Annotated in this window: 21 protein-coding genes; 4 read left to right on the top strand and 17 right to left on the bottom strand. The window is 68.5% G+C overall.

Features of this window, described 5'->3' with window-relative positions; all coding sequences use genetic code 11:
* Window positions 1–117: 117 nt before the first annotated feature.
* From PQU89_RS09360 to PQU89_RS09335, 6 genes are all read right to left on the bottom strand, one after another.
* A complete protein-coding gene (locus PQU89_RS09360; protein ID WP_272765579.1) occupies window positions 118–450 on the bottom strand; it encodes a rhodanese-like domain-containing protein in 333 nt (110 codons plus the stop codon).
* Window positions 450–1,658 carry a heme biosynthesis HemY N-terminal domain-containing protein gene (locus tag PQU89_RS09355; protein ID WP_272765578.1) on the bottom strand — a complete coding sequence of 403 codons (1,209 nt, stop codon included), beginning with the start codon at window positions 1,656–1,658 and terminating at the stop codon, window positions 450–452. Before PQU89_RS09355 ends, PQU89_RS09360 begins: the two co-directional genes overlap by 1 nt.
* Before the next feature lie 3 nt (window positions 1,659–1,661).
* The gene (locus tag PQU89_RS09350; RefSeq protein WP_272765577.1) at window positions 1,662–2,690 is read right to left on the bottom strand and encodes a uroporphyrinogen-III C-methyltransferase; all 1,029 of its coding nucleotides are present in this window, start codon (window positions 2,688–2,690) and stop codon (window positions 1,662–1,664) included.
* 192 nt (window positions 2,691–2,882) lie between these two features.
* The gene (locus PQU89_RS09345; RefSeq protein WP_272765576.1) at window positions 2,883–3,635 is read right to left on the bottom strand and encodes a uroporphyrinogen-III synthase; all 753 of its coding nucleotides are present in this window, start codon (window positions 3,633–3,635) and stop codon (window positions 2,883–2,885) included.
* Between the two features lies 1 nt (window position 3,636).
* Entirely contained in the window at window positions 3,637–4,572 is a 936-nt protein-coding gene (hemC, locus tag PQU89_RS09340) for a hydroxymethylbilane synthase (RefSeq protein WP_272765575.1), read from the bottom strand.
* A gap of 188 nt (window positions 4,573–4,760) precedes the next feature.
* The gene (locus PQU89_RS09335; RefSeq protein ID WP_272765574.1) at window positions 4,761–5,654 is read right to left on the bottom strand and encodes an AEC family transporter; all 894 of its coding nucleotides are present in this window, start codon (window positions 5,652–5,654) and stop codon (window positions 4,761–4,763) included.
* 52 nt (window positions 5,655–5,706) lie between these two features.
* Between PQU89_RS09335 and ppc the strand changes: the two genes are divergently transcribed.
* Window positions 5,707–8,415: a phosphoenolpyruvate carboxylase gene (gene ppc, locus PQU89_RS09330; protein ID WP_272765573.1), complete on the top strand. Its 2,709-nt coding sequence runs from the start codon at window positions 5,707–5,709 to the stop codon at window positions 8,413–8,415.
* Window positions 8,416–8,485: 70 nt separating this feature from the next.
* On the opposite strand, the gene PQU89_RS09325 is transcribed toward ppc, so the two are convergent.
* On the bottom strand, window positions 8,486–8,626 hold the full coding sequence (locus PQU89_RS09325) for a hypothetical protein (RefSeq protein ID WP_189373217.1): 141 nt from the start codon (window positions 8,624–8,626) through the stop codon (window positions 8,486–8,488).
* 103 nt (window positions 8,627–8,729) lie between these two features.
* Here PQU89_RS09325 and PQU89_RS09320 point away from each other — a divergent pair, with 103 nt between their 5' ends.
* The 3 genes from PQU89_RS09320 (at window position 8,730) to PQU89_RS09310 (ending at window position 14,183) form a co-directional block, all read left to right on the top strand.
* Entirely contained in the window at window positions 8,730–9,638 is a 909-nt protein-coding gene (locus PQU89_RS09320) for a LysR family transcriptional regulator (RefSeq protein ID WP_272765572.1), read from the top strand.
* Window positions 9,639–9,783: 145 nt separating this feature from the next.
* Complete coding sequence (gene rarD, locus PQU89_RS09315; RefSeq protein ID WP_272765571.1) at window positions 9,784–10,698, top strand: EamA family transporter RarD; 915 nt, start codon at window positions 9,784–9,786, stop codon at window positions 10,696–10,698.
* Window positions 10,699–10,946: 248 nt separating this feature from the next.
* Complete coding sequence (locus PQU89_RS09310) at window positions 10,947–14,183, top strand: DNA translocase FtsK (protein ID WP_272765570.1); 3,237 nt, start codon at window positions 10,947–10,949, stop codon at window positions 14,181–14,183.
* Between the two features lie 131 nt (window positions 14,184–14,314).
* On the opposite strand, the gene PQU89_RS09305 is transcribed toward PQU89_RS09310, so the two are convergent.
* From PQU89_RS09305 to PQU89_RS09260, 10 genes are all read right to left on the bottom strand, one after another.
* Window positions 14,315–15,418, bottom strand: coding sequence for a methyl-accepting chemotaxis protein (locus PQU89_RS09305; protein WP_272765569.1), 1,104 nt, complete (start codon window positions 15,416–15,418; stop codon window positions 14,315–14,317).
* A 68-nt stretch (window positions 15,419–15,486) separates the two neighbouring features.
* Window positions 15,487–16,695 carry a winged helix-turn-helix domain-containing protein gene (locus PQU89_RS09300; protein ID WP_272765568.1) on the bottom strand — a complete coding sequence of 403 codons (1,209 nt, stop codon included), beginning with the start codon at window positions 16,693–16,695 and terminating at the stop codon, window positions 15,487–15,489.
* 178 nt (window positions 16,696–16,873) lie between these two features.
* Window positions 16,874–17,815, bottom strand: a complete 942-nt coding sequence (gene trhO / locus PQU89_RS09295) for an oxygen-dependent tRNA uridine(34) hydroxylase TrhO (protein WP_272765567.1) — start codon at window positions 17,813–17,815, stop codon at window positions 16,874–16,876.
* Between the two features lie 120 nt (window positions 17,816–17,935).
* Window positions 17,936–19,360 (bottom strand): sensor domain-containing diguanylate cyclase, encoded by a 1,425-nt coding sequence (locus PQU89_RS09290; protein ID WP_272765566.1) that lies wholly within the window; start codon window positions 19,358–19,360, stop codon window positions 17,936–17,938.
* 213 nt (window positions 19,361–19,573) lie between these two features.
* A complete protein-coding gene (gene tal / locus PQU89_RS09285; RefSeq protein WP_272765565.1) occupies window positions 19,574–20,635 on the bottom strand; it encodes a transaldolase in 1,062 nt (353 codons plus the stop codon).
* A gap of 159 nt (window positions 20,636–20,794) precedes the next feature.
* Window positions 20,795–22,099 (bottom strand): phosphate regulon sensor histidine kinase PhoR, encoded by a 1,305-nt coding sequence (gene phoR / locus PQU89_RS09280; RefSeq protein WP_272765564.1) that lies wholly within the window; start codon window positions 22,097–22,099, stop codon window positions 20,795–20,797.
* Window positions 22,100–22,103: 4 nt separating this feature from the next.
* Complete coding sequence (phoB, locus tag PQU89_RS09275) at window positions 22,104–22,793, bottom strand: phosphate regulon transcriptional regulator PhoB (RefSeq protein WP_047965829.1); 690 nt, start codon at window positions 22,791–22,793, stop codon at window positions 22,104–22,106.
* A 466-nt stretch (window positions 22,794–23,259) separates the two neighbouring features.
* Window positions 23,260–24,666 carry a 4Fe-4S binding protein gene (locus PQU89_RS09270; protein ID WP_272765563.1) on the bottom strand — a complete coding sequence of 469 codons (1,407 nt, stop codon included), beginning with the start codon at window positions 24,664–24,666 and terminating at the stop codon, window positions 23,260–23,262.
* On the bottom strand, window positions 24,663–25,478 hold the full coding sequence (locus PQU89_RS09265; protein WP_272765562.1) for an FTR1 family iron permease: 816 nt from the start codon (window positions 25,476–25,478) through the stop codon (window positions 24,663–24,665). Before PQU89_RS09265 ends, PQU89_RS09270 begins: the two co-directional genes overlap by 4 nt.
* A 24-nt stretch (window positions 25,479–25,502) precedes the next feature.
* The gene (locus tag PQU89_RS09260; RefSeq protein WP_120810301.1) at window positions 25,503–25,832 is read right to left on the bottom strand and encodes a cupredoxin domain-containing protein; all 330 of its coding nucleotides are present in this window, start codon (window positions 25,830–25,832) and stop codon (window positions 25,503–25,505) included.
* Window positions 25,833–26,005: the final 173 nt, after the last annotated feature.

Below are 26,005 nucleotides of genomic sequence, written 5' to 3'. Positions count from 1 at the left end.
GGCCTGGCTGCGGTCCGTGGCCAAATAAGCACCCTCACAAAGCACTGCGGCCAACCTTGAGCAAGGTTGGCCGCGGTGTTTATTGCCGTTCAGAGCCGGTAATTCAGGGGCCGGGCTTCAGGGCTGGGGCGTCAGCTGCAGGGTGGTGGCAGCGGCGTCAATGCCGCCCAGATTGCTGACCTGGCGGTAGCCGAGCTGTTGCAACAGCTGCTGCGCCATCGCGGAGCGATTGCCCGTGCGGCAGTACAGCTGGATCGGGGTGTCCTTGTCCGGCGCCAGCTGCTGGATCTCGCTGCCGATGCGGTCGAGCGGCAGCAGCGTGGCACCCGGCAGGTGACGCTGCGCGTATTCTTCCGGGCTGCGCACATCGATCAGCAGCGCGTCAGCCAGCGCGCTGCCCAGCCACAGACTGCAGGCGAGGACAAGTACGCTACGGACCAGGGGTTTCATCAGCAGCCGTTCTCCAGCGCGATTTTCAGTGCGTCCTGATAGTGGCGTTCGGCCTTTTCCGGCTTGTCGATCGCCAGTAGCAGCTTGGCCAGTTCGGCGTGCGCACACAGGGTAGGCTGAATAGACAGGCTGGCTTCCAGATAGTTCTGCGCCTTGCCCCACAGCTGTTCGGCGTGTGCCAGGCGGCCCAGCGACAGCAGCAGCAGGTGGTCGCGCGGCCGCGATTTCAGCCAGTTTTCCGCGTCGCGCAGCAGCGTCAGCCGGCGCGGGCTGTCGATGTGGCCGGCCAGCAGGCCCAGCTCGCGCGCCAGCTCCGGCGTCGCCTGTTCGTCGTCGGACAGCGCGCCGGCGATCAGCTCCGCCGCCATGTCGTAGGCGTCGAGCTTGATCAACTGGTTGGCGATGTCGGCGACCAGCGCCGGGTTCTGCCGCTCGACCCCGGGGATGCGTTTCAGCCAGTCGCGGATCTCGCGTTCGCTGCTGAAGCTGGCCAGCTGCTGGCGGTAGGCGGCGAGGCGGTAGCGGCGCGCCTGCTCCGCTTCCAGCGCGTCGGCCTTCAGCAGTTTCTCGGTTAGCGTCAGCACGTGTTCCGGCTGCTTCAGCATCAGGCGGATCTTCAGCTCCAGCCGCAGCGCCGAGGTCAGATTGCTGGAGATGGCGCGCGCGCGCTCGACGGCGGCCAGCGCCTCCAGCGGCTGCTTGCCGTCGAGGCGGATCTGCGCTTCGAGCATGTGGCGTGCCAGCTGGATGCGTTCCGGCATGTCTTCCAGCCGTGCCAGATAGCCGTCGCGGCGTTCCGGATCCTGCACGCTGGCGGCGCTGCGCGCGGCGATCATCAGCGCCAGGCCGCGGTTTTCATCGGAATACTCGTCGTCGATCGACTTTAGTGCCTCGCGTTCGGCGCGCTGGAAGCGGCCTTCGAACATCGCGATCGCCGCCTCGCGCAGCGCGTGGCGCGACGCCTTCAGCTTGCGCTGGCGCTGGTAGGTGCGCACCTCGTGCGGCAGGTTGGCCGCAATGCCGAGCAGGCGCAGCACGCCGTAGGCGACCAGGATCAGCAGCACGATGGCGAGGATCAGGAAGTTGAACGATACCTCCATGCGGTACGGCGGCACGAACAGGATGGCGTAGCCGGTGTTGATGGTGGAGGCAAGGCCAATCAGCACCGCGAGGGCAAACAGCCCGACGACCCAGAATACGAATCTCACGCTTTATTCCTCTTTGTTGCCCTGCGCTTCGCGCACGGCTTTCAGGCTGGCAGACAGGTCCGGTAGCGTTACGCTCAGGCGTACCGCGGCCAGCTCGGACAGCACCGCCTGCCACTGGCGGGTGGTCGGCGCGTCGCGGTCGAAGTAGCGCGCGGCGTACTGGCCGGCGGCGGCGAGATCGGCCTGATAGGTGGCACCATCGCGCTGGATCAGCGCCAGACGCGCGTCCAGTAGGCGCATTTTCAGGTTTTCACGCAGGAAGAACGCCTGCTCCGGCGACAGCAGCAGCGCCTCCGGCTTGTCCATTCGGCGGATGCGCACCAGGTCGCCCAGGCTCTGCGTCAGCTCGCCGGCCAGGCGCGACCACCACGGCGCATCGGCGGCCACGTTGAGCTGCGCCACCGGCTTGCCGCCGAGGCGATGATGGTCGATCACCAGCGGCAGCGTCTCGGCGCCCAGCATCAGGGTGTCCAGCTTGACGGTCAGGCCGACGGTGTCGAGGTAGGGCAGCGCCTTCAGCGTTTCCAGATCCTTGGCCACCGCGCGCTTGACGCCGATCAGGCCGGGATTGTCGAAGTGCGACAGCCGTGTCTGCACCACTTCCAGTGCCGACACCGCGCCACTGACATTGCCGGCCAGCTGCAGCTGCTGGCTGGCGACGCCGAGGGTGTGCTCCACTTCGGACAGCAGCCAGTCGCTGCGGTCCTTGGTCAGCTCTTGGTACATGCTGCTGAGGGTGGCGTACTGGCCGGCGGACTCGTTGACGCGGGCCTCGACCAGCGCCAGCTTGGCTTGCAGCTCGCGGGTGCTGGCCTGGGTCAGTTCGGCCTGGTTCTGCAGCGCCTTGGTGCTGCCTCCGGCGTCGGCCAGCCGTTCGGCCAGCGCCTGCTGCGCCTTGTTCAATTGCTGGCGGGTATCCAGGTACTGCCAGCCGGTGAGGCCCAGCGCGACGACAGCAACGATCAGCGCAAGGTTGACGGGTGGTTTGTTTGGCTTGCTGCTGCCGTTTTCAACTGGAGTGGCTTCGCTCATGGATGACGGAGAACCGGAGTGTGGCCCAGCCAAAAGGCGTGGCCGTGTTTGCTCGAATATGGCGGCATCTGCGCCGGGATCATTGCGCCCTGCCGTGCTGTCTCGCGGCGCGGCGGCGGCGAAACAAATCTTAACAGAACCGTGGCATTGTAACCGCGCCGTCCCGGTGCTGCCAGCGGCGCGGCCCGGCGGTTAACGCGGGCCGGTCAGCAGCGCGCACAGCGCGTGCTCGTCGGCGGCCAGTAGCGGCTGCACCACGCCCAGCTGCTGCAGGGTGGCGGCAATGCGCGGGTGCAGCGCGATGAAACGGCAGGCCAGCAGCGCACGCCGGCGCGTGGCGCCGGCCTGGTGGAACAGTTGCTGCGCGCTGTGGCTGGAGGTGATCAGCAGCGCCGGCGACGGGCCGGCGGCGGCGAGGCGGTCGAACAGTGCCCAGTCGGCTTGTACCGGCACGCGGCGATAGACCTCCGCGTAGTGCACCCGTGCGCCGCGATGGGCGAGGGTTTCCCCAAGTTGTGGCCGGCCGCCGTCGCCACGCACAATCAGTACCGTTTGTCCGGCCAACTGTTGCAGCGGCGGCAGCGTCAGCAAGGCGTCGCTGTCGTTGCCGTGTGGCGGGTGCAGTACCGCGCGGCCGCTGAGCACGGCCAGCTTGTCGGCGCTGGCGCGGCCGACGCAGGCAAGGTTGGCCGCAAGCGGCAGGTCGGCGAGGTGCGGCCACGCCAGGTCGATGCAGGACGGGCTGACGAAGACCAGCCAGTCGGCCTGCATCGCGGCGGCGGGCAGTGCCGCCAGCGCGGCGTCATCGGCGACGGTGTCCTCGACGCAGAACGGCTGCGCCGTGATGCCGGCGGCCTGCAGCCGCTGCGCCTGCTGTGCCGCCTGTGCCTGTGGCCGGACCAGTAACAGGGTGGGCAGCAGCGTGGGCCGCGGCGTGGCCGGCATCTTACTTGGCGGCCTGTTCGGCGATCACGGCCTCGATCAGCGGGCCGGCGTCCTGCTCCAGCAGCTTCTTGGCCACCGCGCGGCCGAGCGCATCGGCGTAGTCGCGCGGCGCGCTGGCGCTGGCGGTGAGCATAACCGAACCGTCCGGATGAGCGACGAAACCGCCGAGGGTGATCACGTCGTCGGTGATGGTGGCGAAGCCGCCGATCGGGATCTGGCAGCTGCCGCCCAGCACGCGCGACAGCGAACGTTCGGCGGTCACGCAGGCGTGGGTGTCGGCGTGGTTCAGCGGCGCCAGCAGGTCGATGAGGTCGGCGCGGTCAGCGCGGATCTCGATGCCCAGCGCGCCCTGACCGACCGCCGGCAGGCTCTCCGACGGCGCCAGCTCGGCGCGGATGCGCTCGGCCAGCTCCAGGCGCTTGAGGCCGGCGGCGGCGAGGATGATGGCGTCGAATTCGCCGTCGTCCAGCTTGCGCAGCCGGGTCTGCACGTTGCCGCGCAGCGGCTTGATGGTCAGGTGCGGGAAGCGGGCGCGGATCTGCGATTCGCGGCGCAGGCTGGAGGTGCCGACCACGGCGCCTGCCGGCAGCTCGTGCAGGCTGGCGTAGTTGTTGGACACGAAGGCGTCGCGCGGGTCTTCGCGCTCGCAGATGGCGGCCAGCGCGAAGCCCTCGGGCAGGTTCATCGGTACATCCTTGATGGAGTGCACGGCGATGTCGGCGCGGCCCTCCTGCAGCGCCAGCTCCAGTTCCTTCACGAACAGGCCCTTGCCGCCGATCTTGGACAGTGTCTTGTCGAGGATCTGGTCGCCCTGGGTGGTCATGCCGAGGATCTCCACCGTCAGCGCCGGGTACAGCGCCTCGAGGCGGGCTTTGATGTGTTCGGCCTGCCACATGGCAAGTTTGCTTTCGCGGCTGGCGATGACGAGTTTGTTCATGGACGGCGATCCTGCACTGGCAAATGGAAAGATGGCGCGCATTTTAGCACGAGCGTTGCGGCCAACCTTGATGCAAGGCAGTGTGTGTAGCTGCAACAGTACTTGTAGTTTAACTACACGGCGACGGCGTTTTGCGGCAGGATGGATTGTCGGCGCGCGGGCTGTGGTCCAGCACGCGACAAGGCGTGCTAGTGCAGCAGGCTCAGCATCAGCGGCAGGCTCAGCATCGCCGCCAGCGTCGAGGTGGTCACCACTGCGGCGGCCAGCTCGCCGTCGCCCTTCATGCGCACCGCGAGGATGTAGGCGGAGGTGGCGGTCGGCAGCATGCTCATCACCAGCGTCGCCTGGCGGTAGACGCCGGAGAGCCCGAACAGCTGCACCGTGGCGACGGCGATCAGCGGCAGCAGCAACAGCTTGATGCCGTTCCAGTACAGCAGCGGCGCGTAGTGGCTGGCCAGCGCGGTAAAGCGCAGCCCGGCGCCGACGGTGATCAGCCCCAGCGGCAGCGCGGCGGCGGCGAGGTGGTCGATGGCGGCGAACAGCGGCTGCGGCACCGGCAGGCCGGACACGTTGGCCGCAAGGCCGCTGACTATGCCCCAGATGATCGGGTTGCGCGCCAGCTCGTACAGCATGCCCTGCTGGCTGGTTTGCGACAGCTGCCACACCGCCATCAGGTTGACCACCGGCACCATCACGCCGCACAGCAGCGCGATCACCGCGATGCCGGGGGTGCCGGCGAGGCTGCCCATTACCGCGAAGGCGACGTAGGTATTGAAACGGTAGGCGCCCTGGTTGCCGGCGGCGAACGAGGCCTGCGGCAAGCGGAACAGCGGCTTGGCGGCATTGCCGAGCAGGAAGCCGGCGCCGGTGAACAGCAGGCCGCTGGCCAGCATCGGCAGGCTGGCGGCAAAGTCCAGCTCGGCCCGTGCCAGCGCGCGGAACAGCAGTGCCGGGAACAGGATGAAGTAGACGAATTTTTCCGCCTCGGCCCAGAATGCCGGCGACAGCATGCCGCTGCGGCGCAGGGCAAAGCCGGACAGGATGAGCAGGAAATCGGGTAACAGGATCAGCGCCGGGTTCATCGCGCTATCTTCGCAGCATTCGCATCACCATAACAATTAGGGAAAGCAGAGTATGACGGAACTGGACAAGGACTTACCGCTGCGCGCCGACATCGCGCGGCTCGATCGTTTGCTGGAAAACCTGCTGCGCGAGCAGGCCGGCGAGGAGGTGGTGACGGAAATCCGCGCCATCCCCAGCGGCGCGCAACAGCACGACCGCAGCGCCGACGCGCTGGTCGGCCGGCTGAGCCCGGCGGCGACCACCGCGCTGGTGCGCGCCTGTGGCCTGTATTCACAGCTGTTCAACATCGCGGAAGACCTGCACCACGCCCGCCGCCGACGCGCGCACCAGCGTGCCGGCAGCGCGCCGCAGCAGGGCAGCCTGGCACGGGCGCTGAGCCACATCCATGACGCGGGCGTCGACTTCGGCAAGCTCAACCGCGCGCTGCAGGAAGCCAGCGTCAGCGCGGTGCTGACCGCGCACCCGACCGAGGTGCAGCGCCAGAGCGTGCTCGACGGCCACCGCGCGGTGCGCAAGTTCCTGGCGCAGCTGTCGTCGCCGGAGATCACCCCGGAAGAAGAGCAGGAGCTGGAAGCCAAGCTGCAGCGCGTGATCCACTCGCTGTGGCAGACCACCGAAATCCGCTCCTTCAAGATGACCGTCGCCGACGAGATCGAGAACGGCGTCGCCTACCACCCGCTGTCCTTCTTCCAGGCCATTCCGGCGCTGTACGAGCGCCTTGGCAAGCAGGTGCGCGAACTGTGGGGCGAGGACGCCAAGGTGCCGTCCTTCCTGCGCGTCGGCAGCTGGATCGGCGGCGATCGCGACGGCAATCCCAATGTCGACGCCGCGGTGCTGCGCCACGCGGTGACGCGGCAGGCGGAGGTGGCGTTCAAGCACTACTTCTACGAACTGGCGGGGCTGTATCGCGAGCTGTCGCTGTCGTCGCGCCACGTGCAGGTGTCGGCCGCGGTGCAGGCCTTGGCCGCCGTGTCGCCCGATACCGCCATCAGCCGTCGCGAAGAGCCGTACCGGCTGGCGCTGGCCACCATCGAGGGCCGGCTGTCGGCGCTGGCGGCCCGGCTGGGGCTGCCGCTGCGCGGTCGCTGGACCGCCGGCGAGCCTTACGCCGACACCGCCGAGTTGCTGGCCGACCTGCAGGCGCTCAGCGATTCGCTGGTCGCCCACGGCAGCGCGCTGCTGCTCGACGGCCGCCTGGGCAAGCTGAAACGCGCGGTGGACGTGTTCGGCTTCTTCCTGATGCCGCTGGACCTGCGCCAGCACGCCGAGAAACACGCCGGCGTGGTCAGCGAGCTGTTCGCCCACGCCAACCTGGAACACTACGAGGCGCTGGACGAGGCGGCGCGGGTGCGCGTGCTGCTGCGCGAACTGGCCACGCCGCGGCTGCTGTACTCGCCGTTCCTGAGCTACAGCGCCGACAGCGAGAAGGAGCTGGCCATCTTCCGCGAGGCGGCCAAGGTGCAGGCCGAGTTCGGCGTCGATGCCATCAGCCAGTGCATCATCTCCAACTGCGCCACGGTGTCCGACATCCTGGCGCTGGCGCTGCTGGCCAAGGAAAGCGGCCTGCTGCGGCTGCACGGCGGCGCGCCGAGCATCAGTCTCAACCTGGTGCCGCTGTTCGAAACCATCGCCGATCTGGACGCGGCGGCCGGCATCATGCAGCAGCTGTTCGCGCTGCCGTGGTACCAGCAGCTCTTGAAGAGCCGCGGCGGGGTGCAGGAAGTGATGCTCGGCTACTCGGACAGCAACAAGGACGGCGGCTACGTCACCAGTCAGTGGGAGCTGTACCAGTCCGAGCAGCGCCTGGTGCGCGTGTTCGACGCCGCCGGCATCAAGATGCGCCTGTTCCACGGCCGCGGCGGCTCGGTCGGTCGCGGCGGCGGCCCGTCCTACGAGGCGATCATGGCGCAGCCGGCCGGCACCGTGGTTGGCCGCATCCGCATCACCGAGCAGGGCGAGATCATCACCTCCAAGTTCGCCGATCCGGACAACGCCACCCGCAATCTGGAGGCACTGGTGGCGGCGGCGCTGGAATCGACGCTGGCGCACAGCGACAGCGGCGCCACCGACGAGAGCGTGCTGGCGGAGCTGTCCGGCCACGCCTTCAAGACCTACCGCGCGCTGGTGGAATCCGACGGCTTCATGCAGTACTTCATGGAGGCGACGCCGATCGGCGCCATCGCCAAGCTCAACATCGGCAGCCGCCCGGCGTCGCGCAAGAGCCTCACCAGCATCAAGGACCTGCGCGCCATCCCGTGGGTGTTCTCGTGGTCGCAGTCGCGGGTGATGCTGCCGGGCTGGTACGGCTTCGGCTCCGCGGTGCACGCCTTCCTCGACGCCCACGGCGAGGACAGCGGTCTCGCCCAGCTGCGCGCGCTGCACCAGGCGTCGCCGTTCTTCCAGGTGATGCTGTCCAATATGGAACAGGTGCTGGCCAAGGCCGACCTGGAGATCGCGCGCCGTTACGCGGCGCTGGTCGGCGATGCCGCGCTGACCGACCGCCTGTTCGGCCGCCTGCAGGCGGAACACGACAAGACGCTGGCGGCGTTCTTCGCCATCACCGGGCAGCAGAAACTGCTGGAAACCAACCCGACGCTGGCGCGTAGCCTGGACACGCGGTTGCCATACCTGGACGCGCTCAACCTGCTGCAGGTCGAGCTGCTGCGCCGCCTGCGCGAGGCACCGGACGATGCCGAGGCGCTGTACGCGATCCACCTCACCATCAACGGCATCTCCGCCGGCCTGCGCAACAGTGGCTGAGCACGCCGCGACCAGCAAGGACAAAGCCTCCCGTCAGGGAGGCTTTTTTCGTGGTGGCCGCAGCCGGCGGTTAGAACCAGCGACCACGGCTATAGCGCTCGGCCTCGTGGCGCAGGTCTTCCAGCTGGGTTTGGTGGCAGTCCAGCGTGTATTCCGGCAGCAGCGACCAGTGGTTGCTCCAGTAGGCAAGTAGGCGACGCAGCGTGTTCATGGCATCCTCACTGTTGAGTGGTTGATCGTGTTTGCAGCATAGAAGACATCGACCGACAGAAAAATGGCCAATTACTTGATGGTTTGTCGAGAAAATGAAAACAATGCCACCGCCAGACGACGTGCTGGCCTTTGAAGCGGTTGCCCGTTGCGGCAGCCTGACCGCCGCCGCGACGGCACTGGGCTGCACCAAGAGCATGGTCAGCCTGCGGCTGAAGGCGCTGGAGCGGCAGCTGGGTGCGGTGCTGGTGTTGCGCACCACGCGGCGGCTGGCGCTGACCGAGGCCGGCCAGCGGCTGCTGCCGCACGCGCAGGCACTGCGACACAGCCTGCTGCAGATGCAGCCGGCGGTGGACACCGCCAGCTGCGAGGTGGAAGGGCCGATCAGCATCAGCACTACCTCGTCGATGTCGACGCTGCTGGCACCGCTGCTGGTGGCGCTGGCGCAGCAGCACCCCGGCCTGCAGCTGCGGCTGGAGGTCAACAACCGGGTGCAGGACCCGCTGGCCGACGTGCTGGACTTCTGCCTGCGTTCGCGCAAGGTGTACGACGAGTCGCTGGTGGCGCGCTCGGTAGGCTGGGTAGAGGAGGCGCTGTACGCGGCGCCGGCGTATCTGGCGGCACAAGGTTGGCCGCAACACCCGGACGAGCTGGCCGGCCACCGCCTGCTGGGCGACGAGCAGCAGGCACAGCAGCGGCTGTACCGCGGCAGCGAGATGGTGACGGTGGCGATGCCGCCGCCGCTGCTGTACAGCGAGACCTACCTCGTCAACCACCAGCTGGCGTGCGCGGGGCTGGGCATCACCGCGCTGCCGGATTTCCTGGTGGCGGAGGACGTCGCCGCCGGCCGCCTGCAGCGGGTGCTGCCGCAGTGGCACTGCGACCACTGGCCGGTGTTCCTGATCTTTCCCTACCGCCAGCCGCTGCCGCGCAAATACCAGGTGTTCCTCGATTTCGTGCTGCCGCGCCTGCGGGCGCTGCTACAGCCGGCGGCCCCGCTGGCGGCCGGCTGATTCCGCCGCGCCGACCGCGGCGGGCAAAGCCGTATTCTGAGTGCATGAAGGCCGCGCTGGCGTTGCTGGGCGCAAGCGGCGCTTGCTGCTGCGCTGCGGCACGGGCAGGATAGCGGGCTACCCCCATCCATCGAACGGTTTTGTCATGTCGCACCCTGTTGCCCCGTCCGGACGCGGAATCGCGTTCTCGCTCGCCGCCTCGCTGCTGTTTACGGTGCTGTCCGGCTATACCACCCTGCTGCGGCCGCTGGACGGGCTGGCCATCTTCGCCTGGCGCATGATCTGGACGCTGCCCGGCGTGCTGCTGATCGTGCACCTGACCCGCAAGCGCCAGGCGCTGGCCGAGCTGCTGCGCCGCTTCGTGCGCGAGCCGGCGCTGTGGGCGCTGGTGCCGCTGATGGCGGCGCTGAACGCGGTACAGCTGTGGGTATTCCTGTGGGCGCCGCTGAACGGCCAGACGGTGGCGGTGTCGATGGGTTACTTCCTGACACCGCTGGTGATGGTGCTGGTCGGCCGCGTGCTGTACGGCGAGCGCATGTACCGGCTGCAGTGCATCGCGGTGGCGCTGGCGTTGCTGGGCGTGCTGCACGAACTGTGGCTGACGCGCGCCATCGCCTGGCCGACGCTGCTGGTGGTGCTCGGCTACCCGCCGTATTTCGTGCTGCGCCGCATCAGCAAGATGGAGCCGGTGTCCGGCTTCGCGCTGGAGATGATGCTGATCTTCCCGGTGGCGCTACTGCTGCTCTACCTGCAGGGCGAGGCCGGCTGGGGCGTGCTGGCGCAGCCGCTGTTCTGGCCGCTGCTGGCCGGTCTCGGCCTGATCAGCTCGGTGGCGCTGCTGCTCAACATCACCGCCAGCCACCTACTGCCGATGGGGCTGTGGGGGCTGCTGGGCTATGTCGAGCCGGCGCTGCTGTTCCTGCTGGCGATCACCTTCCTCGGCGAGCCGCTGTCCGCCGACCGGCTGCTGACCTACGGCCCGATCTGGCTGGCGGTGCTGCTCACCGGCGCGCACACCCTGCGCCAGCAGCGCAAGCAGTCGCCCGGCCCGGCGCACTGAGCAGCGGGTTCACGATCTCGCGCGCTCACGCGAGACAAGACGAAAACGGCAGAGGAAGCGGCGTTTAAGCCGATATCAACCCGCATGTCGCAGCCGTTTTCAACGCCGTATCTCCCCGTTCCGACCAGTCGTCGCCGATCGTGAACGGGCGCTGAACCGGCGCACGCGGCAGCGCTGCCGCAAGGTGTACAATTCTGCCCCTGCGCGCCGCCGGCGCGCCTAAACCAGTTACGGAAGCGGACTTCTCCATGTTGTGGTTGCTGACCTTACCCCTGTTGTTTGTCGTGCTGCTGCTGTGGGCGCTGAACAGCGGCAAGCTGAAAAACACGCCGTTGCAGGCGCGCTGGGATGAACTGTTCGCCGAGGTGCCGGACGAGGATGCCGCCGCGCAGATGCCGCCATTGGACGATCTGCCGGTCGCCGACATGCCGCCGGCCGAGCTGCAATGGACGCCGCGCGCCACACCGCGCCCGCCGCGGCGCAGCGGCCTGCAGGCGGGGGACGACACCAGCCAGACGGTCGTCAGTCCGCCCGCCGCCGACAGTCCGGTGACCACCCAGGCCGCCGCGCCAATCGCACCGCCACTGGTCGAGCTGCCGCTGACGGTGCCGCGCTACATCCGCAAGCCGGCGCCAGCGGCCGCCGCACAGCATGACAAGCTGCCGGTGATCGGCCTGGCCGAAGTACAGCGCAATCTGCAGAGCGACGTGCAGCGGCGGCAGAAGCTGGCCGCCAGCGAACGCCGCCAGCGCCGCCTGCAGCAGCAGGACGAGGCCAGTGCGCTGCCGCTGATCGACCCCGACGAGGTGCGCGCCAGCCTGCAGCAGCTGCATGGCAAGCGCGACGCGGCCCCGCCACCGCCGAAACCGGTGGTGGTGCTGCAGCCGACGCCGGTGATGCGCGCGCCATCCCCCGCGCACCGTCCGGACGAGCAGACACGGCAGCGCAACGCCGAGGCGCTGTTCGGCGCCGGCTCGCGCTTTGCCGGTGCCACGCCGGCCACCGCATCGCCCGCACCAAGCATTGCGCCCGCTGGCCGTGTCGACAGCCCGCCGCCCGCGGCACCCGGCCTGGCCGCGTCGAAGCCGCCCGTGCTGCCGGCTGCCCCCGCCGTCGCGCCAGCTGCTACGCCGCTGCCACCGACCAGCGACGACCCTATCGCCGACGGCACAGCGCACCACAGTGCGCCGGCGGAGGCGAACCCGGAACCGGCCGCTGCACCGTTGGCGGTGCCGGTTGCCGCCGTCGCGACAGTGTCTGCCGGCGCACCGGCTGAGGGCAGCCTGACGGACGACAGCGACAGCGACAGCGCGCCGCCGCTCTCCGCCTGGCCGGCAGCAGTCACGGCTTTGCTTTCCGCCGATCACGGCAATGCGGCGGTCGCTGACAAGCACGCACACTGGTCGCAGCCGGCTGCGGCCATTGAGTCGGCGCTGTCATCGGTCGCACACGATACCGGTCGTGCGCCGCAGGAGCCGGCGGCGGTAGAAACCGCCACGCCGGCCAGCCGCACGGCCGCGTGGGCACCGCCCCCGACCGGCGCAAGCACGATGCCGGACTACGTGGACGCACAGGCCTTCGCCGCGCTCAGCCCGGCACCAGATGCGGACGCTGACATGGACACGGATGTTGAGACCGTTGTTGCCGGCCCGTACACCTGCACGGACACGGATCAGGCTGCCGCCGTGGCGGATACCGCCGCCGCGGAGGATGCGGAAGAGGTGGAAGATGCGGAGGTGGTGGAAGATGCGGAGATGGTGGAGGCGGCAGCTAGCGCAGCCAGCGCCGACATCGTCTGGCACCTGCTGGCCGACGACGCGCCGGCGGCCGTTAGCGAGACCGCCCCCGTCGGCCTGGTGTGGCAGCTGATCGACGAGCCGGCGCCTGCGGCCAACCTTGGCGCTGCGCCGCAGCCCGACACCGCCACAACGTTGGCCGCAGCGCCCGCCATCGTCCCTACGGCGGCCAGACCGCATAGCGTGCCGGTGGTGTACGGCGACGCCTGCCTGCCGTCGCTGGACCTGCTGCGGCCGCCGGAAAGCGACAAGGCGGTGCAGAGCGAGGACTACCTGATCGAGCGCGGCATCCTGATCGAGGAAAAGTGCGCCGAGTTCAAGGTCAAGGTGGCGGTGGTCGACGCCTACGCCGGCCCGGTGATCACCCGTTACGAGGTGGAACCGGCGGTCGGTGTGCGCGGCAGCCAGGTGGTGAACCTGGCCAAGGATCTGTCGCGCGCGCTGGGCGTGGCTTCCATCCGCGTGGTGGAGACCATTCCCGGCAAGACCTGCATGGGGCTGGAGCTGCCGAACCCGAAACGGCAGATGATCCGCCTGTCGGAAATCTTCAGCGCCGAGGTGTTCCAGCACTCCGCGTCCAAGCTGACGCTGGCGCTGGGGCAGGACATCAGCGGCGCGCCGGTGGTGATGGATCTGGCCAAGGCGCCGCACCTGTTGGTGGCAGGCACCACCGGCTCCGGCAAGTCGGTGGGCGTCAACGCGATGATCCTGTCCATGCTGTACAAGGCGACGCCGGACGAAGTGCGCTTCATCATGATCGACCCCAAGATGCTGGAGCTGTCGGTGTACAACGACATCCCGCACCTCTTGGCGCCGGTGGTGACCGACATGAAGCTGGCCGCCAACGCGCTGAACTGGTGCGTGGGCGAAATGGAAAAACGCTACCGCCTGATGAGCCACCTCGGCGTGCGCAATCTGGCCGGCTACAACGACAAGGTGCGCGCCGCCGAGGCCCGCGGCCAACGTTTGAGCAACCCGTTCAGCCTGACCCCGGAAACGCCGGAGCCGCTGGCGACGCTGCCCTTCATCGTGGTGGTGGTCGACGAGTTCGCCGACCTGATGATGGTGGCCGGCAAGAAGATCGAGGAGCTGATCGCGCGGCTGGCGCAGAAGGCGCGTGCCGCCGGCATCCACCTGATCCTCGCCACGCAACGGCCGAGCGTGGACGTGATCACCGGCCTGATCAAGGCCAACATCCCGACCCGCATCGCCTTCCAGGTATCCAGCAAGATCGACAGCCGCACCATCCTCGACCAGATGGGCGCCGAGAGCCTGCTGGGTCAGGGCGACATGCTGTACCTGCCGCCGGGCACCGGCTACCCGCAGCGCGTGCACGGCGCCTTCGTCACCGACGAGGAGGTGCACGCCATCGTCGAGGACCTGAAGCAGTGGGGCGAGCCGGACTACGTGGAAGGCCTGCTGACCGGCGAATCGGTGGCCGACGACGAACAGGCGGACGCCAAGGGCCGCGCCGCCGCCGCCAGCGAGAGCGACCCGCTGTACGACGAGGCGGTGGAGATCGTGCTGCGCACGCGCAAGGCGTCGATTTCCTCGGTGCAGCGCCAGCTGCGCATCGGCTACAACCGCGCCGCGCGCCTGATCGAGGACATGGAAGCCGCCGGCATCGTGTCGGCGATGGAAAGCAACGGCAACCGCACGGTGCTGGTGCCGCAGCGCGGCGACTACTGAGCCGCTTTCCCGGCAGCACAACGGCAGCCCGCGGGCTGCCGTTTTTTTGTCTGTGCGCGGGAGTCGGCCGCTTGCGGCCAAGCTTGGCGGCTACGCCGTCGCAGCGGCGCGGCTCATGCCATGGTGGCGCTTCAGGCGGTCGTTTTCAGCTCGCTGAGCATGCGTTCCAGCCCGCCCATCACGCTGGCGTTGGCCTGCTCCATCGCCGCCAGCTCGTGCAGCGCGGCGTCGGGGTTGCCGGCGTAGAACAGCTCCAGCGCGCGCCGCGCGTGCTGGTGTACCTCGCGGTGCGGGCTTTCCAGCGCGCCGTAGCCGGGCAGGCGCGAGAAGCGCTCCTTGCCGTCGCCGGCGTAGTACCACTGGCCGAGGCGGCATTGCGTCTCGTCCGGCAGCTGTTCCGGGCGCAGCGCCGAGATGCCCATGAACACCTTGTACACCTCCAGCTTCATCGCCAGCTCTTCCAGGTTGGCCAGTTCGACGCCGGACAGCTGCGCGGCGGCGGCGATGGTCGCTTCCATGTGCTGCGCCTGGTCGTACAGCCGCTGCATGCTGTGCATCGCCTGTTCGCTGTCGCCGGAGAAGCGGCTGGCGTCGTCGGCGCCCTGCTGCATGGTGTGCTTGGCGCTCTCGGTTTCGGCCTGGATCAGGCCGACCAGGCCGGCGATCTCGGTGGTGGCCTTGGCGGTACGCTCGGCCAGCTTGCGCACCTCGTCGGCGACCACGGCAAAGCCGCGCCCGGATTCACCGGCGCGCGCGGCCTCGATCGCCGCGTTCAGCGCCAGCAGGTTGGTCTGGTCGGCGATGTCCTTGATCAGGCGCACGATGCCGCCGATCTGCTCCGCCTGCTGGTGCAGGGTGGCGACGTTGGTGGACGCCTGCTCGATGCGCTGGAACATGGTCTTCAGGTTGCCGGCGATCAGCTGGAAATCGTTGCGGTTGCCGTCGGCCTGCGTCGCCATCGCGTGCGCGGCGTCCTTTTCCTGGCCGAGGCTGCCGGCCAGCCCCTGGAACGAGTGCTGCACCCCGCCCAGCGAGTTGCCGAAGCTGCCGATATTGGCGAACACCCCCTGCAGCATCGCGCGTTCGCGCGTCAGCGTGTCCAGCTGCGTGCGCTGGCTGGCGTGCTCGCCTTCCAGCGCGGCGAGGCGGGCCTGCAGGTGCCGGTTTTCCTGTTGCAGGGCGGTGTTGTCGCTTTGGGCTTGCTGCAAGGCAGCGCGGGTGTGGCGGAAGAACATGCGGATTTCCCCTCGGGTGGTGGTTGCCGCATCTTACGCGGCGGCGGGCGACAGGCAAAACGGGCAGATCAAGTTTCCGGCGATGGCGGCTGCAGCCAGCGCTCGCTGTGACGGGTAAAGGCCAGTGTCGGCGTGGCGTGCCAGTCGGCGGCGCGTTGCAGCGTGCGCAGCAGGTCGTCGCGCAGGCGCTGCGTCGGACGCACGCCGGCTTCCAGATACAGCGCCTTGACCTCGAACACGCCCTGCGCGCGGTGCGCCTTGGCGTCCAGCCGTCCGACCAGGCGGCCGCGGCTGAGCACGGGCAGCACGAAGTAGCCGAACTGGCGGCGGGCGGCCGGGGTGTAGCATTCGATGCGGTAGTCGAAGCCGAACAGTTCGCTGGCGCGCTTACGGTCCCACACCACCGGGTCGAACGGCGACAGCAGCGTGGTGGCGGTGGCGCGCAGGCTGTCGTCCTGCGCCGCCTCGCGCAGGCTGTGGTGCACGAAGACCTCGTGCGGCCAACCTTCGACGCGCACCGGCAGCAGCTCGCCCTCGTCGGCCAGCCGGTGCAGCAGCGCATCGTACTTGCCGCGCCTGAGGCGGTAGTAGTCGGCGACCCAGCCGGTCTTGACGATGCCCAGCGCGCGGCAGCTGGCGCGCACCATGTCGCGTTGCGCCGCCTCCGGCGTCGGCAGGTCGCGGGCGTCGTCCCAGCCGGGCAGCACCCGCTCGGCCAGATCATAGACGCGCTGGAAATTCTGCCGCTCGCGCACCATCAGTCGGCCGCTGCTGAACAGCACTTCCAGATGGCGTTTTTCCGGCTTCCAGTCCCACCAGCCGTTGCCCTTGCCGCCCTGGCGCTCGAAGTCGCGCGAGCGTACCGGGCCGCGGGCGCGGATGTGTTCGACCAGCGCGTCGATCTCGGCGCCGTGCTTCTGCATCCATTCCACCGAGAATTTCCAGCCCATCGCCGCCGGATCGAGCATGCGGTGGCGCAGCAGGCGGTAGTCCTCGACGGGCACGAAACAGGCCTCGTGCGCCCAGTATTCGAACAGCGCGCCCTCGGCCAGCAGCGCGTCCAGCCACGCCGGGTCGTAGTGGCCGAGGCGGCTGAACAGCACCAGGTAGGGGCTGCGCGCCACCACGCTGATGGTGTCGATCTGCAGCAGCGCCATGCGGCGGATGGCGGCCAGCACGTCGTCCTTGCTGGCCTTGCGGCGCGGCGGGGTCAGCAGCCCCTGGGCGTGCAGGTGCAGCGCGCGGGCGTGATCCGGGGTCAGATGCAGGCGGCTCATACGGCGGGTCGGGGTGTCAGGATAAGCCGCCAGCATAGCGCGTCCGCCGCGGGGTGGGGAAGGGGCGCGGCGGTGCCGGCGTCAGCGGCACTCGCGGGTGGCGGCCATGAAAAAAGGTTGGCCGCAGCGTTGCGGCCAACCTTGTGTTGTGGCGTGCAGGCTCAGATCGTGAACAGGCTCAGCCTTCGCCGTGCACCATGCTGCGTCCCAGCGGGCTGGGCTCATTACGCTGGCGTGCCAGCTCGATCTGCTTCTGCCGCTCGCGGGCCTTGGCGCGGGTCTTCTCGCTGAGCGTGTCCCAGCAGTGCGGGCAGCTGATGCCGGGGCTGTAGTGCTCGGAGGCGCGCTCGGCGGCCGATACCGGCTGGCGGCAGGCGTGGCACAGCTCGTACTCGCCTTCCGTCAGGTCGTGGCGCACGGTGACGCGGTTGTCGAACACGAAGCAGTCGCCCTGCCACAGGCTCTGCTCCGCCGGTACCTGTTCCAGGTATTTCAGGATGCCGCCCTGCAGGTGGTACACCTCTTCGAAACCCTCGTTCAGCATGTAGCTGGAGGCTTTCTCGCAGCGGATACCGCCGGTGCAGAACATCGCTACCTTCTTGTGCACCGCCGGGTCGAAGTGCTGTTTCACGTACTCCGGGAATTCGCGGAAGCTGGCGGTTTTCGGGTCGATGGCGCGCTGGAAGCTGCCGATGGCGACCTCGTAGTCGTTGCGGGTGTCGATGACCAGCACTTCCGGGTCGCTGATGAGGGCGTTCCAGTCCTGCGGCTGGACATAGGTGCCGACGGTCTTGTTGGGATCGACGCCGGGCACGCCGAGGGTGACGATTTCCTTTTTCAGCTTGACCTTGGTGCGGTAGAACGGCTGCTCGTCGCAGTACGACTCCTTGTGCTCCAGCGCCGCCATGCGCGGGTCACTTTTCAGCCAGGCCAGCAGCGCGTCGATGCCTTCGCGGCTGCCGGCTACGGTGCCGTTGATGCCTTCTTCTGCCAACAGCAGCGTGCCCTTGACGTCATGGGCCTGCATGGCCTGGTGCAGCGGTTCGCGCAGCGCGACGTAGTCGGTCAGGGTGACAAACTGGTACAGCGCGGCGACGACGATGGGGTGGTGGGTGTGCATCGGTGGTCTCCAGGTGGTCGCCCGCGTAAAGGGCGGACCGGGGCGCGCCGGAATTGACGCAACCGCGCAGTTTACCCGAGGCTGGCGCGGCGGCCAACGCGGGGCGCCGTCAGTGCGCCGTCAGCGCGCGATGCGGTTGCGGCCGTCGCGCTTGGCCTGGTACAGCAGCGCGTCGACGCGGCCGAGCAGCGCGTCGATGGCATCGTGGCGCCCGGCGAACTCGGTGACGCCAATGCTGACCGAGGTGTACAGCTCGCCCTTGGCGGTGGTCACCGGCTGCATGCCGATCAGCTGGCAGATGCGCTGCAGCGGCACCATCGCGTCGTCGGCGTCGGCGTCCGGGAAGATGATCATGAATTCCTCGCCGCCCCAGCGGTAGACGCGGTCGATGGTGCGCACGCTGTCCTGCATCAGCACCGCGACGGCGCGCAGCACCTCGTCGCCGGTTTGGTGGCCGTAGCTGTCGTTGATGCGCTTGAAGTGGTCGATGTCCAGCAGCGCCAGCGCAAAGCGGCGGCCGCGGCGGGTGGCGCGCTCCTGTTCTTCCTGCAGCCGGATGTAGAAGGCGTGGCGGTTGCCAAGGCCGGTCAGGCTGTCGCTGTAGGCCATGGTCTCCAGCTGCTTCTGTACTTCGCGCAGTGCGCGGGTGCGCTCGGCGACGCGCTGTTCCAGCGTGTGGTTGACGTCGTCCAGCTGCTGGATCACCAGCCCGATGCAGTGTGGCGCCAGCCCCACCGACAGGATCATCAGCGACAGCGCGACATAGCTCAGGCTGTGCTCGTAGGCCAGCTGCGGCCCCAGCTCGCTCAGCAACAGCAGCAGGCTGGCGAGGGTGAGCAGCGCCACCGCGATGCTGGAGCCGATGATGCGGTAGCGGATGGAGACATAGATCAGCGTCAGCCCCAGCAGCCAGATCAGCCACGGGTGCACGCCCTGTGCCAGCAGCAGCGGCAGCGCCACCAGCGCCGCGATCTTCAGCGTCAGGCCGGCCAGCCGTGGCCACGGCACCTCGCGCAGCACCAGATACAGCGGGGTGACCACGAACAGGCCGAGGCAGTCGCCGGAGGTCATCATCGCCAGCCCGGCCAGATGGCCCTGCGCGGTGGCCGGCGCGCCGAGGGCGTGGTTGATCAGGTACATCGCCCAGGTGGTCAGCAGCGGCGGCAGTACGCACACGCGCCAGAAGAAGCGCTGCAGGCCGCCGACATCGTGCAGCAGGCGCCGCGGCGCGCCGCAGCCGCGCCACGCCAGCCAGCTTTGCAGGCTGTCGAACGGCGCCAGCAGCAGCCCGGCTAGCAGCGCCGTGCCCCAGTTGCCGCCGAAGAACAGCCAGCCGCCGGCATTGGCGATGGCGCTGGACAGCAGCACCAGCGGCAGGCCGCGGTGGCCGGCCAGCAGCAGCATGATCAGGCCGATGCCGGACGGCAGCCACACCACGGTGAGCGAGGACGGCGGTTTCGCCGCCAGCCACATGCCCAGCCAGGCCAGGCTCACGTAGAGCAGGACCAGCAACAGCGAGTGGTGATAGCGGGGAGTGGTTGTCATGGCAGGCCCGGGCAGGGGTGGCGGCTGGTTGCGGTGGGCGGTCACTGCCGCCTGCTGTTGTGGCAATTATCAGCCGATAACCCTGTGCCGACCAAGGGCTAAATTTGATCCGCGTCAGCCAGGTGCCAACTGGCGTTGCGGCGGTGGCCAAGGTTGGCCGCAAAAAAACGGCGACCGTGCGGTCGCCGTTTTTCGATGCGCTATGTCACGAGCTCAGGCGGTGAGCTGCAGCAGCTCGGCAAATGCCTGCTCGAACAGCGCGAGGCCGTCCCGCTGCAACTGCTCGCCGACGGCGTCGAAGTCGATGCCGGCCGCCTGCGCCGCGGCCAACGTTGCCAGCGCCGCGTCGCCGTCAGTGGCCAGCGTGGCGGCGGCGTGGCCGTGGTCGCGGAACAGCGCCAGCGTGGCGTCCGGCACGGTGTTGACGGTGTCGGCGCCGATCAGGCTTTCCACGTACAGCACGTCGGAGTAGGCCTTGTTCTTGGTGCCGGTGGACGCCCACAGCAGGAACTGCGGCCGCGCGCCGGCGGCGTGCAGCGCGACGAATTCGGCACCGTGGAAACGCTGCAGGTAGTGCCGGTAGGCCGCCTTGGCCAGCGCGATCGCCGCCTTGCCCTGCAGCGCGGCCGGCAGTTGCGGATCGAGCAGGCTGTCGACGCGCGACAGGAAGAAGCTGGCCACCGCCTTGACGTGGCGCAGTGGCTGGCCGGCGGCATGGCGCGCAGTCAGGCCGGCGATGTAGGCGTCCCACACCGCTTCCACCTGCTTCAGTGAGAACAGCAGCGTGATGTTGACGTTGATGCCCTCGGCGGTCAGCTGGCGGAAGGCGGCGATGCCTGGCGCCGTGGCCGGGATCTTGATCATCGCGTTGGGACGGTCGATAGCGACCCACAGCCGGCGCGCGGCGGCGAGGGTGCCGGCTTCGTCGTGCGCCAGTGCCGGCGACACTTCCAGCGACACGTAGCCGTCGTCGCCGGCGGTGGCCCGGTATTGCGGTAGGGTGAGGTCGCAGGCGGCCTGGATGTCGGCGATGACCAGCGTTTCGTAGCGCTGTTCGGCGCTCAGCGTGGCGTCGGCTTTCAGCTGCGCCAGCTCGTCGCGGTAGCGCGGGTCGGTGCTGATCGCCTTGTGGAAGATGGCCGGGTTGGAGGTGACGCCGGCGATGCCGTCGTCGGCCAGCAAGCGGGCCAGTTCGCCGCTGGCGATCAGTTCGCGCGACAGGTTGTCCAGCCAGAGACGCTGGCCGAAGGGGCGGATGGCTTGTAGACGATTCATGGTGAGGGTCCCGGTATTGGTTTCATTTTTTGGCACCCCATCGTAGCGTGCGCCCGCGCTGAAGCAAAGAGACTACAGCGCGGCGGCTGCAGCTGGCCGCCAGTACATCGGCGACTACGTGGCGGGCGGCGGCCGGGCAGTACGGCCGCCACCGGTGGCTCATTCGTGGGCGGCCAGCTGTTCGGCGTTGAAGATCACGCTGAAGCAGCTGCCCTTGTCCGGCTCGCTGTGCACTTCCAGCCGCGCCTGGTGGCGCGCCAGCACGTGCTTGACGATGGCCAGGCCGAGGCCGGTACCGCCGTTGCCGCGCGAACGGCCGCGGTCGACGCGGTAGAAGCGCTCGGTCAGCCGCGGCAGGTGTTCGCGCGGGATGCCGATGCCGGTATCGCTGACGCTGAACACGGCGCGACCCTCGTCCGCCTCCTGCCAGGCGAGGGTGATGCTGCCGCCTTCCGGGGTGTAGCGTACCGCGTTGGACACCAGGTTGCCGAACGCCGAGTGCAGTTCCTGTACGTTGCCGCGCAGCCAGCGGTGGCAGTGGTTGTCCAGCGTGATCTGGTGACGGCCCTGCGACAGGCCTTCGGCTTCCACCATCAGCGTGTCCAGCAGCTGGTCCATGTTCACCGTTTCCTGCTGCATGCTGCGCGGGCTGTTCTCGATACGCGACAGCGTCAGCAGGTCCTCGACCAGGCTCTGCATCCGCCGCGACTGTTCCAGCATCAGCGCCAGGAACTGGCGCAGGGTGGCGTCGTCGACCTCCGGCATGTCCGACAGCGTCTCCAGGAAGCCGCCGACCACGGTCAGCGGCGTGCGCAGCTCGTGCGACACGTTGGCGACGAAGTCGCGGTGCACGGTCTGCACCCGTTCCAGCTGGGTGATGTCGCGCGACAGCAGCAGCTTGCGGGTGATGTCGAACGGCACCAGCTGGATGGACAGCACGCGCTCGTCCGGGGTCGGGCTGTGCAGGATCAGCGGCTGGCTGTAGCTCTGCGCCGCCATATAGGTATGGAACGAGGGCTGGCGCACCAAGTTGAGGATCTGGTTGCCGACATCGGCCTTTGGGTCCAGCCCGAAGTGTTCGACGCCGACCGGGTTGACCCACTCGATGCGGTCGTACTCGTCGAGTACCACCACGCCGTCCGGCATCGCCTCGCCGGCGTTGATGAAGCGGTCGAGGATGCTGGCCAGCTTGCGCTTGCTCTGCTTCTGCTTGCGCGCCTGGCGGTACAGCGCCATGAACGCGTTGTGCCAGATGCCGTAGCCTTCCGGGATGCGGCCGGGGGCCGGCCGCTCCAGCCAGCGCAGCAGCAGGCCGATATGGTGCAGGTGGAAGCCCAGCCACAGCAGCAGCTGACCGGACAGCACCAGCAGCCCGATGTCCGGGCCGTAGATCAGCGAAAAGCCGAAAGCGATGCTGCTGATGGCGAACAGCCAGCCCAGCGAACGCCGCGCAAAGTCAGTCAATGGATTACCCCTGTGCCGAGAAACGGTAGCCGGTACCGCGCACGGTCTGGATCAGCGCGTCATGGCCGGTGGCCTCCAGCGCGCTGCGCAGGCGGCGGATGTGCACGTCGACGGTGCGTTCCTCGACGAAGATGTGGTCGCCCCACACCTGGTCCAGCAGTTGGGTGCGCGAGTGCACGCGTTCGGCGTGGGTCATGAAGAAGTGCAGCAGGCGGAATTCGGTGGGGCCGAGGTCGATGGTGTCGCCGTTGCCCTGCACGCGGTGGGTGGCCGGATCCAGGCGCAGCCCCTTCACCTCGACCGCGTCGTCGGTCATCTGCGGCGCGCGGCGGCGCAGCACCGCCTTGATGCGCGCCAGCATCTCGCGCGGCGAGAACGGCTTGGTGATGTAGTCGTCGGCGCCGGCCTCCAGCCCCTGCACCTTGTCCTGCTCCTCGGAGCGGGCGGTGAGCATGATGATCGGGATCTGGCGGGTGCGCTCGTCGCCGCGCAGTTTGCGCGCGATCTCGACACCGGAGGCACCCGGCAGCATCCAGTCCAGCAGGATCAGGTCCGGCAAGGCATTCTTCACCAGCATCAGCGCCGCCTCGGCGGTACTGGCGCGCAACACGTGATGGCCGGCCTGGGTCAGGTTGAAGGCAATCAGTTCCTGGATCGCGGGCTCGTCTTCGACAAGCAGGATATTGGCAGCCATGTGGGCATCCTCCCATTGGAAATTATGGCAAGGATAGAAACAGGGCGTTACAGAAATATGACGCTTCATGCTTCCGTCCGTTCCATGCCAACGAAATGGCAGGATATGCCGCTGCTGGCCGGATAAACAGCGCGATTATGGCATGAATCGACGCCGGATCCGTGCGCCGTTCATTGATTTGTAATCAAGTTTTGTACCAAGAAATTAACGGCGGTGTCACATGCCGGTGCTCGCGTGGTGCCGCGATCTGGCCGCGTTCGTGATCGCCGGTCAGCCAGGTGTTGCGGGGACGGTCTCGACGACGCGGCCCCATGCGGTAACCCGTACCCAGAGTGACCAGGGGTCATGCCCGGCCTGCTGCTGCGAGCCACGGCAACGGCATCCGGCGGCGGAAAAAAGCTTGGCCGCAAGCATGCTTGCGGCCAACCTGGCTGACGGCTGCGACGTGATTCAGGGCTTCAGGCGCTTACCACCACCAGAACAGCCAGCCCCAGGCGCTGTCTATCCACAGCAGCGCGGCGCAGAACGGCAGCAGTGCCAGCGCCTGGCGCAGTCGGCTGCGTTGCCAGCCGGCGCCGATGCGCGCCGCCAGCCACAGCGACCAGCCATTGGCACCCAGCAACAGCAGCAAGCGCACGTCGTTGACCCACGGCCACACGATGTGTTCGCTGCGCAGCAGGCTGAGGGTGACGGTGGTGAGGCCGAGGAATACGCCGCAGCCGGCCAGCGGGATCAGCGCCTGCACCAGGTGGTGGAAGCGCTGCCGCTGCCAGCCGTGGCAGGCCACCGCCGCCGCCAGCAGCAGGCTGCACAGCCCACCCAGCGCGATGGCGGTGGCGGCGATGTAGGCCAGCAGCAGGCCGCCGTCCAGCCAGCTGAACACGTCGTTGCGCAGCGGGTAGTTGGTCAGCAGCCACCACGGCGCGTCGGCGTCCAGCGGCCACAGCAGGTCGCGCTCAATCAGCCACTCCGCCAGCGCCGTACGCAGGGTGACGAACCACGGGCTGGCGCTCCAGTGGAAGGCGCCAATGGCGACGCCGAGCAGGCCGAACAGGATCAGCGCGCTCTGCCAGCCGTCGGCGTCGCGCGCGCCGAGGCGCACCACCTCGTCGGCTGGCGAACGGGCGCTGAGCGTCACCGCGTCGCGGTGGCTGCTGCAGCGGCCGCACATGTGACAGCCGCTGGCGCCTTCCATCTGGCGGATGGGCAGCAGCGGTGCACAGTCCACCGCCTTGATCGGCAGCACGCGCTTGTTGTCCAGCGACGCCTGCCACGCCTGCTCGCTGACGCGGAAATGCAGCGGCGCCAGCTTGGCCAGCAGCGCGAACACGCCGTTGACCGGGCACAGGTAGCGGCACCAGGCGCGCTTGCCGCGGGTGTAGTAGTAGCCGACCCACACCGCGGCGACGGTGGAGCCGCCCAGCACCAGCAGCACCGCCTGCGGATACTGGTAGACGCTGACCATCTGCCCGTACACCGTGGTCAGCACGAAGGCGGTGAACGGCCAGCCCGGCCAGCGCAGCCAGCGCGGAATCGGCCGCGCCTTGCCGTGACGCGCCGCCCATTCCGACAGCGCGCCCTCCGGGCACAGCACGCCGCACCACAGCCGGCCGAACAGCACCATGGACAGCAGCACGAACGGCCACCAGATGCCCCAGAACGCAAACTGTGCGATCAGGGTGACGTGGTTCCACAGGTGCGCGGTTTCGTCCGGCAGCGGCGTCAGCACCGGCAGCACGATCAGCAGCAGGTATACCGCCACCACCAGCCACTGCAGGCGGCGGATCAGCGGCGCGTGCCGCTGCAGGCCATCACCGACCCGCGCCAGCCACGGCCGCGCGGCTGGCGCCGTGGTGCAGTCGTGCGGTTTCATGCGGCCAACCTTGTCGCCACGCGGCGGCTGCGCCAGCGCATCAGCGCCAGCACCGCCAGCCAGTAGCCGGCGTAGGCCAGCAGCGTCATTAGCGCCGGGTGGGCGCGGTAGCCCGTCAGCGCCGATACCACGCCGCCGCTGGCGCTCATGTCGTCCAGCAGCGCCGAGCTGTCCCACAGCGGATCGACCAGTGCCGGCAGGATGTCCAGCGAGATCAGCTTGTCGATGCCGCTGGTGAACAGCGCCGCCGCCAGCAACAGCAGCATGATTTCGGTGGCGCGGAAGAACAGCCGCCACGACAGGTAGCGCCCGCCCAGCTGCAGCAGCCAGAACGACAGCAGCGCCAGCAGGAAGCCGGCGACCCCGGCCAGCAGCAGCGGCCACAGCGCGGCGCCCTCGCTGCCGGACAGCGTGCCGTACAGGAAGACCACGGTTTCGCTGCCTTCGCGGCCGACCGCCAGCGCCACCAGCAGCAGGATGCCCCAGCCGTTATTGCGCGCGCGGCTGGCGGCAAGGCCGGCCTCCAGCTCGCGCTTCAGGCTGCGGCCGTGCTCGCGCATCCACAACACCATGTGCACGATCAGCGCCGCGGCGCTGAACACCATCGCCGCCTGGAACAGCTCCTGGTAGCTGCCGAACACCTCGCTGGCGGCAAACAGCCCCAGTGCCAGCAGCGCCGCCAGCAGCAGCCCGGCCAGCACCCCGCCCCACAGCCAGCGCTTGCCGCCGGCGGCCGGGTTTTGCGACAGCCACGCGTGCAGGATGCCGATCACCAGCATCGCTTCGACACTCTCGCGCCAGACGATAAACAAGACCTGTCCCATCGCGCCTGCCCCTTACTTCACGACCAGCACGCCCTGTGCCGTCGCCATGTGGAATTCGTCAAAAAACTTGTACTCGCCGGCGCTGAGCGGGTTGAACACCACGAAGCTCTGCGCGCCGGGAGCCAGCACCTTTTCCTTGCGCAGCTGCAGGCTTTCGAACTCCACCGGCGTCTTGCCGCGATTGAAGATCTCTATCTTGAAGCGCTTGCCGGCCGGCACCAGCAAGCGTGCCGGCTTCAGCTGGCCGTCGTTCAGTTCCAGCCGGAAGACCGGCAATTCCTCGGCGTGGGCGGTGCCGGCCAGCAGCAGGGCCAGCAGCGGCAGGATATGGCGTGCACGCATGGGTGTGCTCCTGTGGGGGTGGGCTGCGGCCGGGTGCGGCCGCAGCGGGTGCGGTTTGGAGCCTGTTCACGATCTGCTGCGCCTGGATGCCAAAGCGGCGATACGGCGTTAACGACGATTTAGGCCTGCGTATTGACTGCCTCTAAACGCCGCTGGCTCAGCCGTTTTCGCCT

The sequence above is a fragment of the Vogesella indigofera genome (assembly GCF_028548395.1).
GTDB lineage: Bacteria > Pseudomonadota > Gammaproteobacteria > Burkholderiales > Chromobacteriaceae > Vogesella > Vogesella indigofera_A.
This window is presented reverse-complemented; position numbering and strand designations above follow the sequence as displayed.